The organism is Acinetobacter sp. MB5, assembly GCF_003261585.1.
In the GTDB taxonomy this organism is placed as follows: Bacteria; Pseudomonadota; Gammaproteobacteria; order Pseudomonadales; family Moraxellaceae; genus Acinetobacter.
The window spans coordinates 134,570-147,371 of sequence record NZ_POVU01000001.1; the positions used below are offsets into that span (position 1 = coordinate 134,570).

At 37.4% G+C, this 12,802-nt stretch carries 10 protein-coding genes; 3 read left to right on the forward strand and 7 right to left on the reverse strand.

All coding sequences use genetic code 11. The features are described 5' to 3' along the window. Positions 1-27 precede the first annotated feature (27 nt). Together C1A47_RS00625 and C1A47_RS00630 are read right to left on the reverse strand one after the other, a co-directional pair. A complete protein-coding gene (locus C1A47_RS00625; RefSeq protein WP_111891404.1) occupies positions 28-393 on the reverse strand; it encodes a 5-carboxymethyl-2-hydroxymuconate Delta-isomerase in 366 nt (121 codons plus the stop codon). 13 nt (positions 394-406) lie between these two features. After that, positions 407-2,122: an AAA family ATPase gene (locus tag C1A47_RS00630; RefSeq protein ID WP_111891406.1), complete on the reverse strand. Its 1,716-nt coding sequence runs from the start codon at positions 2,120-2,122 to the stop codon at positions 407-409. A 307-nt stretch (positions 2,123-2,429) separates the two neighbouring features. Between C1A47_RS00630 and mdh the strand changes: the two genes are divergently transcribed. Further along, a complete protein-coding gene (gene mdh / locus C1A47_RS00635) occupies positions 2,430-3,602 on the forward strand; it encodes an iron-dependent methanol dehydrogenase (RefSeq protein WP_111891408.1) in 1,173 nt (390 codons plus the stop codon). 173 nt (positions 3,603-3,775) lie between these two features. Here mdh and C1A47_RS00640 read toward each other — a convergent pair whose 3' ends face one another. Further along, positions 3,776-4,954 carry a helix-turn-helix domain-containing protein gene (locus C1A47_RS00640; RefSeq protein WP_111891410.1) on the reverse strand — a complete coding sequence of 393 codons (1,179 nt, stop codon included), beginning with the start codon at positions 4,952-4,954 and terminating at the stop codon, positions 3,776-3,778. A 147-nt stretch (positions 4,955-5,101) separates the two neighbouring features. Here C1A47_RS00640 and C1A47_RS00645 point away from each other — a divergent pair, with 147 nt between their 5' ends. Together C1A47_RS00645 and C1A47_RS00650 are read left to right on the forward strand one after the other, a co-directional pair. After that, positions 5,102-6,613, forward strand: a complete 1,512-nt coding sequence (locus C1A47_RS00645; protein ID WP_111891412.1) for an aldehyde dehydrogenase family protein — start codon at positions 5,102-5,104, stop codon at positions 6,611-6,613. A gap of 229 nt (positions 6,614-6,842) precedes the next feature. Next, entirely contained in the window at positions 6,843-7,562 is a 720-nt protein-coding gene (locus C1A47_RS00650) for a glutamine amidotransferase (protein WP_111891414.1), read from the forward strand. A 174-nt stretch (positions 7,563-7,736) separates the two neighbouring features. Here C1A47_RS00650 and C1A47_RS00655 read toward each other — a convergent pair whose 3' ends face one another. The 4 genes from C1A47_RS00655 to C1A47_RS00670 all read right to left on the reverse strand — a co-directional run bounded on the left by C1A47_RS00655 (position 7,737) and on the right by C1A47_RS00670 (position 12,602). After that, a complete protein-coding gene (locus C1A47_RS00655) occupies positions 7,737-8,957 on the reverse strand; it encodes a glycosyl transferase (RefSeq protein ID WP_111891416.1) in 1,221 nt (406 codons plus the stop codon). 26 nt (positions 8,958-8,983) lie between these two features. Beyond that, entirely contained in the window at positions 8,984-9,769 is a 786-nt protein-coding gene (locus C1A47_RS00660) for an HAD-IIB family hydrolase (RefSeq protein ID WP_111891418.1), read from the reverse strand. A 448-nt stretch (positions 9,770-10,217) separates the two neighbouring features. Next, a complete protein-coding gene (locus C1A47_RS00665) occupies positions 10,218-10,796 on the reverse strand; it encodes a YceI family protein (protein WP_111891420.1) in 579 nt (192 codons plus the stop codon). 252 nt (positions 10,797-11,048) lie between these two features. Beyond that, positions 11,049-12,602: an EAL domain-containing protein gene (locus tag C1A47_RS00670; protein ID WP_111891422.1), complete on the reverse strand. Its 1,554-nt coding sequence runs from the start codon at positions 12,600-12,602 to the stop codon at positions 11,049-11,051. Between the last annotated feature and the right edge of the window lie 200 nt (positions 12,603-12,802).

The window sequence follows — 12,802 nt, forward strand, 5'->3', positions numbered from 1 at the left end:
GAAACTCAATTCACCCTTTTTTTATGATTAGTATTCAACAACTTGTTTTGCATACTGTGTTTGTGGCATTTCTAAAATTTCTGCACAAATCTGTACCGATAAAGTATAAGCTTCATAATCCTTAAAGCTCAGCAATGCTTCTAACAAAACTTGACTCAGGTGTTGCTTTTGCTCCTCGGTTCGTCCACTCAGCACCGACAGCTGCGCATGAATATAGCCTTGTGAATCATCATTATCACCAATCACAAAAACCTCATCTTTATGAATACGTGATTTTAGATCTTTTGCTACAAACAACCCCGTTTCGATGAGTTGATGATTGACATGTTTAAGGAGTTTTTCTTGGCTTAAATTATGAATATTACGTGAATATCCGATCACTAAATGTGGCATATGTTTTTCCTTATTATTCGATAAACAATAACGCTAACCGCACTTGATCATAGCCCATTTTCGGTTGCGTTGCTTCAACGATTGGACGTAACTTAATCGAACCATCTTCATTAAAGTTTTCAGTACGTTGCCCTTTTTTCAAACGCTTATAAATCTTTCGAACTTGCTCAACCACTTCATCCCCAGGATGTGCGACTGAAATATCGAGTCCCTGTTCTTTATGTAACCGCGCCAAGTGGTTAATAATCGTTGCAGGCGTTAATCCACGTTCTTGTGCAATATCCATAATTTCATAGCCATTTTCAAACAGCTCTTTGGTTTCTTCCAAAGTACTGGTGGCATAATTATTTTTATCAGCATTCTTTGCAAACTTACGTTCATTACGTGCAATTTCACTCGGATTGAGTGTGCCGCCACAGTGACGAATAAAAGCCTGATGTTGTGCAGCCAAATCAGTATTGGCAAAATGCTGCTCTGCTTCTTCAGAGAGTTCCTGAAAACGCCGATCTGCCTTAATCGCTAGACTATCTAACTCCAAAGCTTGATCATTAAAACCTGTTAAACGAAGTCCTTCTAAGGACTTTAAACGGGACAACGCCACATAACCTTGACCCTTTTCAAAGGTATGACTCAGGTTAATTTCAGCAGCTTCCAAAGTCATGCCCTGACTTTTATGAATGGTGATTGCCCATGCCAAACGCAGTGGAATTTGCTGAAAACTGGCAATTACTTTGCCACCATCATTTTCAACTGACCATGTTTCAGGCTCAACCAGTAAAACAGAGCCATCTGTTAATTGAACTTTTGGAAGTAGTCCATGCTCGTCATCTTCTTCAAATCCAATGATTTCGCCTAAACTTCCGTTGATGTAGCCCATGTCAAAATTATTCTTAACAAACATAACTTTAGCATGTTTTTTTAAGGTTAATTCTTCTGGTGCACGTACTGAAGATTTCAGCGTTTCGAGGAGTTTTTCATTGCCATCGAGTACTGCATTGAACTGATGGCTTTCTCCATCAATCGCATTTAAATGTTGAAAATTCAAATTATCAACATCCATATTGTGCGTATACAAACGGGTAAACGTCTCGCCAATATCTTGCTTACGAACACTGGTTAATGCATCAAAATGCTGGTTTTGTAAATTTTGTGCACGAATCGCGTTTAAAATTTGATTTAGAGTCTCATCATCTTGGCGGTGCTGCTCGGTCAGGTAACAAATACGAAATTTTGCTTCGACCCAAGCCTCTGACATAAAACAAAATTTATCCCGATTCCGTTCTTCGTTTTTACCCACAGGTGGCAACTGGAAAAAGTCACCCGCAACAACGACTTGTATACCACCAAAGGCTTGATCATTTTCTTTAAAATATTTTAAAACTTGATTGACCAAATTGAGTTGTTTGGCATGCAGCATTGAAATTTCGTCAATAATCAACACTTGGGTATTTTCCAAATGTTCTTTAAGATATTTACGCTCTTTCATGCGCTTTAAATCATCTTCGCTTAGGCTATCTTTAATGCCAATGCCTGCCCAAGTATGAATTGTCATGCCATTCATATGCGTTGCAGCAATGCCTGTTGAAGCTGTAATTGCAACTGGCACTTTTCTTATTTTAAGATATTGAATATATTGATTAAGTGTATACGTTTTACCTGCACCAGCTGAACCTGTTAAAAAAACATTTTCGCCTGCTTTTAAAAGTTTCAGTGCTGTCTCTTGTTTCATAAGCCTATCAAAATCTCAACAATCTGGCATAGCTTAACGAGTTTCGAAACATAAGGGAAATTTTGATCTAAAACGATTATTTTTTTACTTCACAAATCAACTAAAAATCTGAGTTTTTTAATCAGTTTTTTTGAAAATAAAAAAATAATTCTATTAAATTTAATACCTTAAAAAATCAACCAACCTAATCTTGGGCTGGTAGGTATTTGGTAGGTAGGAAATTTTTGAGCGTCTAACAATACTAGCGACATGGTGAACTTGATCACCTGCAAAAGAACAATGGAATAATGGAAGAAGGAATCGCTCCATGGCTTTTAAAAATATTGCTGACCAAACTAACGGTTTTTACATCCCATGCGTATCATTATTTGGCCCAGGCTGTGCCAAAGAAATTGGTACAAAAGCACAAAACCTCGGTGCTAAAAAAGCGTTAATCGTAACTGACCAAGGTTTATTTAAGTTTGGTGTAGCAGATACGATTGCTCAATACTTAACAGATGCTGGTGTAGAAAGCCACATTTTCCCAGGTGCTGAACCAAACCCAACTGACGTTAACGTCCACAACGGTGTAAAAGAATATACTGACAACGGTTGTGACTTTATTGTTTCTTTAGGTGGTGGTTCTTCACACGACTGTGCTAAAGGTATTGGCCTCGTTACAGCTGGTGGCGGTCATATCCGTGATTATGAAGGTATCGACAAAAGTACTGTTCCAATGACTCCGCTTATTGCAGTCAACACAACAGCAGGTACTGCTTCAGAAATGACTCGTTTCTGTATCATTACCAACACCGATACACACGTGAAAATGGCAATTGTTGACTGGCGTTGTACTCCACTTATCGCGATCGACGATCCTAAGTTAATGCTAGCAAAACCAGCAAGCTTAACTGCTGCAACAGGTATGGATGCATTGACTCACGCTGTTGAAGCTTATGTATCTACTGCTGCAAACCCAATTACTGATGCTTGTGCTGAAAAAGCAATCACCATGATTAGCGAATGGTTAAGCCCTGCTGTTGCAAATGGTCAAAACCTTGAAGCTCGTGATGCAATGAGTTACGCACAGTACCTTGCTGGTATGGCATTTAATAACGCATCTTTAGGTTATGTACATGCAATGGCTCACCAATTAGGTGGTTTCTATAACCTGCCACACGGTGTATGTAACGCAGTACTTCTACCGCACGTTTGTGAATTCAACTTAATTGCTTGCCCTGACCGTTATGCACGTATTGCTCAATTGATGGGTGTAAATACACATGGCTTGACAGTAACTGAAGCTGCTAACGCTGCGATTGCTGCAATCCGTCAATTATCAGCATCAATCGGAATTCCTTCAGGTTTGACTGAGCTTGGTGTAAAAACTGAAGATCTTGCTGTTATGGCTGAAAATGCACAGAAAGATGCTTGTATGTTGACTAACCCACGTAAAGCAACACATGCTCAAGTTGTAGATATCTTTAAAGCTGCTTTGTAATTTTGATGATTTGAATCATAGGCTGTAAGTTTTCTCCAGTAGGCTTCTCACAAAGTTCACTTTGTGGGAGGTCTTTTTTATTTTAGGCAAAAAAAGACAATGCGATGCCTGAGCAACGCAAAATTTATTCTTGTTATTATTTGATTAACATTTTTATTACTGTTTATCTATTTTTAAGAATCTTTATATTTTTCTAATACTTGATGTGCTGGATGCGTTTCTGGTAATAGCTCAATTAAACGCTCAACAGCATCAATCGCATCAGGTACATGTGCAATATGTTTAAGCAATGTATCAGTATCTTTTGCTTTAAAAATCGCATCACTTAACCGTGATTCCAGACAATCACGCCAAGCACATAAAAATGGACTTTCTGTTTTCGCCAAAAATACCCCTGTGTACAAACGTAAGGCTGACTCTAGATAGCCTGCATCAAGCGCCTTTTCTGCCTGCAAGAAATCCGCTTCTACTTGCGCCAGTAAGCGATATGGACGTGATCCTAGCATTCCACCAAGCAGGTCACGTAACTGTGACATTTCAGCCTTAAGTGTCCCCATACTCACTTTACGTTCACCGTACAATGCACTATGAAGCTTGTCGAGGTTCAATCCTTGTGGACAAAGCGCCAGTATCGTCATGATTTCAAATTGACGGGGTGTTAATACTAAAACCTTGCCATTGAATAACACTTGCGATACAGAAAACGCACGAATATATAAATGCTGTTTTTGCTGCTCTAGCAAGGCAGATTGAATAATTGATGCACAGCGCTCCACAGCGAGTACGCCTAAAGTATTATGATTTTTCCAAGTCGTGGATAAATCTACAACACCAAGTAACTGATGGGAATATGGATCGACAATTGGCGTAGCATAACACACCCAATCATGCACAGATTCCATATAGTGCTCACTTGAAAATACACAACATGACTGTCGAGTTTTCAATGATAATGCTAGTGCATTTGTACCGACAGCATCCTCACTCCACTTACCACCAGATACAAAATGTACCTGTTCTGCTTGAGATTGCATCTCACGACTCGCTGCTGTCCAGACAATAGTACTACCAACGTCACCAATGGCTAAGACCATTGAAGATTGCTCTGCAACGTGTCGTAATTCAGACTCACAGCGTTGTAGTGCTGAAGCTAAGGTATTGCCTTTAAACGAAGTATTCTCAACCAATGGCGCGGCCATGCGCTCTTTTGGAATACATGCAGAAACGCTTCGTTGCCAAGAACTCATGATGCTCTGGCCTATTTCTTGAGCTTGTTGAGGAGACCATGTAATGCTCTGTCTTAACTGCTCAACCGCACCACGATGGTGCGAAAGATCTTTCTTCGTAAACATTTGTATTTCCCTTGTATGCTTGAAAGATTCCAACCTTTTTCCAACCTAATTTATGATTATTATTATATCCGTAATGTACCAGAAGTACTTTATCAGAAGCAGTATGCTTTTGTTAGATGATATAAAATAAAGCAAAGGAATTTTCACATGCGCTATATTGATCCTAATCAACCTGGTTCAAAAGTTCAATTTAAATCTCAATATGAAAATTTTATTGGTGGCGAATGGGTTCCACCAGTAAAAGGCGTGTATTTTGAAAATAGTTCTCCAGTAGATGGTAAAGTTTTTACAACTGTTGCACGTTCAAGCGTTGAAGATGTTGAACTTGCGTTAGATGCTGCACATAAAGCAAAAGCTTCATGGAACAAATCATCTCCTACAACTCGTTCTAACTTGTTGCTTAAAATTGCTGACCGTTTAGAAGAAAATCTTGAAGTTCTTGCAGTAGCAGAAACTTGGGACAACGGTAAACCAGTCCGTGAAACATTGGCTGCAGACATCCCACTAGCAATCGACCATTTCCGTTATTTTGCAGGCTGTATTCGTGCACAAGAAGGTGGCATTTCTGAAATCGATGAAGATACCATCGCTTATCACTTCCATGAGCCACTCGGTGTTGTAGGCCAAATCATTCCTTGGAACTTCCCAATCTTGATGGCAGCATGGAAAATTGCACCAGCATTGGCAGCAGGTAACTGTATCGTTATGAAGCCAGCTGAGCAAACCCCTGTAAGTCTCTTAGTTTTAATTGAATTGATCCAAGATATTCTTCCACCAGGTATCCTGAACATCGTGAGCGGTTTTGGTGCGGAAGTAGGTCGCCCATTGGCAACTAACCCACGTATTGCAAAAATTGCATTCACAGGTTCTACTGCTGTAGGTCAATTGATCATGCAGTATGCAACAGAAAACATTATTCCTGTAACGCTTGAACTTGGTGGTAAATCACCAAACATCTTCTTTGAAGACGTTATGGATCAAGATGATGACTACTTAGACAAAGCACTTGAAGGCTTTGCAATGTTTGCATTGAACCAAGGCGAAATTTGTACTTGTCCTTCTCGTGCACTTGTTCAAGAAAGCATTGCTGACAAATTCTTGGAAAAAGCGATTGAACGTGTAAAACGTATCAGAACAGGCCACCCTCTTGATACAGATACCATGATCGGTGCTCAAGCTTCTGTTCAACAGCAAAATAAAATCTTGGGTTGCATCGAAACAGGTCGCAATGAAGGCGCTCAAATATTAACAGGTGGTTCTCCTCGTCATGACGTTGAAGGTGGTTTCTATATCGAACCAACAATCTTCAAAGGCGACAACAGCATGAAGATCTTCCAAGAAGAAATCTTTGGGCCTGTACTGTCTGTGACCACTTTTAAAGACTTTGATGATGCAATGAAAATTGCAAACGACACCATTTATGGTTTAGGTGCAGGTGTATGGTCTCGTTCAGCACACACTTCTTACCGCGCGGGTCGTGCAATTGAAGCTGGTCGTGTTTGGACAAACTGTTACCACATCTACCCTGCTCACGCAGCGTTCGGTGGCTACAAACGTTCAGGTATCGGTCGTGAAAACCATAAAGATATGTTGAACCACTATCAACAAACTAAAAACTTGTTGGTCAGCTACTCAACTAAAGCGTTAGGTTTCTTCTGATTTAGCCTTTTGTAGCGTATTTGCTACGGTATACAGCGAACCTCGATTCGCTGTATTTTTTATTCGAAGCTGATTTAGACACAATACAATTTTAGATTGTTTGGTTGAAATCAGCTTTTTTATGCCCGATCTTTTGATCGCAAAATTCAGTATCAAATAATGTCAGATCAACTTGATTTTTTCTGCTGATTGTTTATGTTTTGATTTTATCTACATTCTTTTTAAGATCATGACAACAACATTACATCCTAATTTGCCCAAAACAGTTTATGCCATCCAGCATCTTGCTTTTGAAGATTTAGGTGCTCTAGAAGATGTCTTCTATCGATATGGTTATCGTGTTCGTTACTTTGATGCTGGTGTTGATGATTTAACAACAGCTCTAAATTATGATGGCTTGGTTGTAATTTTAGGTGGCCCAATCGGTGTCTATGAGCAAGATGATTATCCATTTTTAATTGATGAAATCGCAGGACTCAAACAACGCCTTGCAGCCAACAAACCAACACTGGGCATTTGTTTAGGTGCACAACTGATTGCTCATGCACTTGGTGCTTCTGTTTATGCTGGACCAGCTAAAGAAATTGGCTGGAGTTCTCTCACTTTATCTCAAGCTGTGGATAATCCTTTAGCAACACTCGGAGATACGGCTGTTTTACACTGGCATGGAGATACGTTTGACTTACCTGCTCAAGCTGAATTATTGGCAAGCTCTGCACTGTACCCGAACCAAGCATTTAAAATTGGGGATAACATTCTAGCCTTGCAGTTTCATATTGAGGTAGCAGAAGAAGATTTAGAAAAATGGTTGATTGGGCATACCTGCGAACTACGTAAAGCCAATATCAATATTCCATTGTTGCGAGAGGACAATCAAAACTATGCTCCTGCACTCATGTCAAAATCAGCAGAAGTCCTCAAACACTATGTGACGAACCTTAAAATTTAAACATATCAGCACCTTTCATAGTCATAATGTAAGGTGCTTCTCTTCGAACATATTTATATAAATGTCGTGATATGTTGAAGAAAATTAAAATGTAATGTTTCAATCAGATTGAGTACTCAGCATCATCAATAGCTTGAATCTGACAGAAAATTGTTATCTAAATGCATCATTCGCTTAAACTCGCCCAAGATTATCTTCTTCAACTGCATCGTACAGTTCTTCAAAAATATTGGGAAATGCTGATTCAACCCGATTCCAACTTGGAATAAAAGGCTGATCATTGGGTCTTTCAATAAAGGCCTGACCTGCTTCGAGAATGCACTGGGTAAATAATTCCACAGCTACCTCTTCAGTATGCAAATCAAAGCTTAATCCATTCATTACTGCATCATGGTGATAGATTTCGATCATATCCAAGGCATTGCGATAATACGTGGCCTTTAAAATACGAAAAGAATCATTGGTAATATTGACTCCAAGAGTCGCTAATTTTCGCATTAAAGACAAAATAATGTCATTGCTCATGCGCTTTAAGCCACCTGTTCCATCTTCATTTGCCAAAGGCTGATGCTTGTGTTCATAATTATTCAGAATGTCGATTTGGCAACTGCGTCTAGGACTGTAGTTACGATAAATTTCAGACAACATTCCAATTTCCAACCCCCAATCACTGGGTATTTTTATGCTATTTAACACGCGTGTCCGCATTGCAAATTCACCCGACAGTGCATAACGAAAATTAGATAAATAATCTAAAAAATCATGGTGGCCATAGACTGACTGTAAAGAACGCAATAAAGGACTCAAAAGCAAGCGGCAAACACGCCCATTTAATTTATTTTGCGCAATACGGGAATAATACCCCTTGCAAAACACATATTGAAAAGTAGGATTGGCTACAGGATAAATCAGTCGTGCCAACATAGAACGATCATAGGTCAAAATATCGCAATCATGTAAAGCAACACAATCAGTACGATCTGAAGCTAAGTTATATCCCATACAAAACCAGACATTCCGCCCTTTCCCTGCTTCTAAAGGTGCAAGTCCTTGGCTTTGTAATTTTTCATCAATCGCTCTTAAGCGTGGCCCATCATTCCATAAAATACGATGACGCTGGGGTAATCGGCTAAAGAAGTCTTTAGCATATAAAAATTGATCTCGGCTGGCTCGGTCTAAACCAATCACTATTTCTTCTAAATAAGGAACTTTGGTCAGCTCTTGAATAATATTGTCTAATGCAGGGCCTTCCAGTTCGGAAAATAGTGAAGGTAAAATTAATCCCATTTTTCTACGCCGCGAAAACCCGATCAGTTCTTGTTCCAATTCACCCACTGAACGAGAGGTTAAATTATGAAAATTCGTAAATGATCCATTTTGGTAAAAATCTGACATCGTGATCTCCTTTTTTATAAAGTTCACTACTGACATAAAAAATGCTGAATACCCTGACACCAGCCTTTAGGCCCATAATATTCACTGTAATAAATGTTTTGTAAGTCTTTACGAGATAAGGCTATCCCATTAGATTGCCCTGTGCGAATTACGACTGCAAAGTTAGTGATTTCCAATAAAGGAAGATCATTCGGACTATCTCCTAGGCCTACTGTTTTCCAATATCTTTGCTGATGCCTTTCTTGTTGTAAAAAAGCAGATAAAGCGGCCCCTTTATCACTCCCGATATTCATAACATGCCAAAATCGGCCGCCTTGAATCAAGCATAGCCGATATTCTTCAAGACACTGTTGAAATTGCTTAAACTGCAAGGACGTACCTTGCCATATGATCGGTTCAGATGCTAAACGTTCCTGAGCCAACCTTGCTGATTCAATAGGTAGGTTAGTCCACTTCATGATTTGTTGCGTGTCAACATCGTGAAATCCAGTAAAATCTAATCCATAAACAGCCCGAATTCGATCTAAAATCTGAGTGATTTCACAATAATTCAAATTAGCGCAATCAGCAGAAATTATTTTAGTTTTACCCTCAACCAATAATATTGCACCATTTTCACAAATAGCGGGCTGACCACTCAAACCCATCTGCACTTGTAACATATGTACTTCAGATCGTGTTTTGCTGGTACAAAACATAATAGGGATGTTCATTTGAATTAATCGGCTTAGACAAGGTTCTGCGGCAGACCAGCTATAGTCATTATGATCTAATAGAGAACCGTCCAAATCCGTGACAATAAGAAATGGCATTATTTTTTTAATCAGAATTTAACCTCTTTCATGAATTTTATAGATGATTTATTTCGATCTGGTGTATTTTCATGCATGACTAAAATGTATCTGTCTTTAACTATATGCCATAGACTTCAATAAATCAGTTACAACAAACATTTTTTTACTTATAAATAATTTTAAGTTTTAGAGTTAAAGAAGTTTAAAGATCAATCTTATAATTTTTAAATATTTAATGACAAAAGTAGTTTTTTTCCTAGCTGATTATTCATTCTTAAAGAGAATAGACTTCTTTCATAAGTCTTTTTATTTCTCTTACGCTGCATTGAAATATATTTCAATTTGCTCAGGAAGAAAAGTAAAGAGGTTGTAAACAATTATGAAAGAAGTCTAATAATTTCAATTTATTCTAGACAAAAAAAAGCTTGCATCTTTTAAATGCAAGCTTCTAATTTAAGTATCAGTATTACTTCGCTGCATGCGCTTCAGTCGTAATATTTACAGTGATTTTGTCACCAACATATGGGACATAATTCGCAAGACCAAAATCCGAACGGTTGAAGCTGGTTGTCGCATTAAAACCTACAGCTTCATCTTTAGTCATCGGGTGAATACCTTGTTTGTTAAGAACAGCATCTAAAACAACAGGTTTAGTAATTCCTTTAACAGTCAAATTACCTGTAATTTTAAAATGTTTTTTATCTGTAGTCTGAACTTTAGTACTTACGAAAGTAATGTTTGGATACTTCTCAGCATTAAACCAACCTTCTTCCTGAAATTCTTTATCTAAAGCAGGTACGTTAGTATTTACACTGCTCACTGGAATTGTAACATTTACTGAAGAATTTGCAGGTTTTGCATTATCAACATTAATTACACCTTGAATTGCAGAGAAGTTCGCACTTGGTGTAGAAAAACCAAAGTGACTCCATGAAAAAACTGTTGCTGTATGAGTTGGATCAATTTTGTATGCAACTGGTGCAGCAACAGTAAGTGAGCTTGCAACTGCGACAGCTAAACCAAGAGATAATGCTTTCAAGTTCATTTTGTTTGTCTCGCAAACGAATAAGTCATACCAACATTTTAAACATTCAGCAATAGATTGCATGCTTATAGATAAAACGTTTTGTTGCATCAATGCAACAATCTATCACCTCAGCGCAAAGATTTAAAAGGCAGATTACATTTTAAAAACCATCACGGTTGAATAGACTTCTTGCATAAGTCCTTTTTATTTCTCCCTATGGGAGAAAAATAAAGAGGGTGTAAGTAACTATGAAAGAAGTCTAATAATTTTTCAATAATGATATCCATGATTTTTAGTGATGACATCATGCAATTTATGTTTATCCATTGATTTATAAAACAGCCAGCCTTGTATAAAACCATTAGATGCCTTACTTGATAAATAATTATATTGCTCTACTGTTTCTACCCCTTCGAAAATAATAGGATGATTATTTTCTTGTGCTAGAGATAAAATAGCATCTAAAATATTTTCCCAATATTGATTACTTGTAAAATGTCGAATAAACATGCGATCAATTTTAATTAAATTAAATGACAACCCAGATAGAGAAGATAAATTAGAAGTTCCCGTACCAAAATCATCCAAACTTACTCGACAACCAATATTTTTAATTTGCTGAATTTTATTTTCTAAATCTTTAATATCAATATTCACACGTTCGGTAATTTCAAATACAACTTGATGAGGATTAATAAAATAAGATTGAATTTTTTGATGGGCATACTCAATAAAACCATCAGTCGTCAAATCACTTTTTCCCAAGTTAATACTGACCGAAAATTTTGGATCAAATTTAATATAATTCACACAATCAGCTAAAGTTCGACTTAAAACTAATTTTGTAATTTCACCATCAATATTGGCATTTTCAGCTAATCGAATAAATAATTCAGGTGATACTTGTCCATATTTTTTATCTTTCCAACGCACCAAAGCTTCTACACCAGAAATACGCTGTGTTTTCATCTCAACAATAGGTTGATATTCAACATAAATTGTTTTGTTCCTGATTGCTCGCTTTAATCGGTTTGATAGTGCATTTCTCCCCATTAAAGTATAACTTAAGATATACGTTGTAATTACACCAAAAAAAGCACCAATTATTGCTATCATCCATAAAACCACCCATGAAAAATGGGCAATTCCCGCCTGATTGTCCTGCATGTGCACACAAAAAAAAGTATTTTTTAAACACGTCGTTGTGTCTATAGATTGCAAGGGTAAAAACGACAAGAGACTATACGGATGAGGCTTGGTCTGAAAAAACACATACTGGTCGTTCGGTGTAGTCAGGCGTATATCATACTTGTTTGCTAGTGTGGAAATATTTTCAAATGCATAAGGAGCTGTGACCACAGCTATATCTTGTTTGGTTGTTATGTTTCCTGAGCTGTGGAATGGCAAGTATCCCCCTTTATTTTCGATTTTTTTATAACCATTTTGATCAATAAATCCGACTTTAGAGAATGCCTGAGTTTTATTAAATTTTTCCCCCCAAACTGCAGAACAGATAATACGCTGATCCTTCACTACCGCGATATCATTGACAAAATGCTTATTCCATAAAATCATTCGCATTTTGACTAAATTTTGTTCAGAACAGTCATGTATTCCAAGCGCAATAGACTCATCAATAGACTGCTGTAATTGCAATGCGATTCGATCTGCTAAAGTTAAAATTTCAGCCGCATAATGATCAAGATTTCGCCGCGCCATCAAATAACAAAAAGCATGCGTGACAACTAAAAATAAAATTGCCATAAATAAGCCCATGATCCATGGCAAAAAATGCTTTCGACTATTTTCAAAAACGCTCATCATCACGTAGTGCTCAAGCAATAAAATATTGATATTTAAAAAATTAAAAATAAAAAAACATCGAATTTCTGATCTTAGAAACACAATGTTATTTTACATTTATAAAATCTTTCTGATTATTAATCAAAAAAATCAAATCTATCAATATATTATTTTTATATTTTTTTAACACGTACATGGAATGGATCATTTTTAGATTTAAT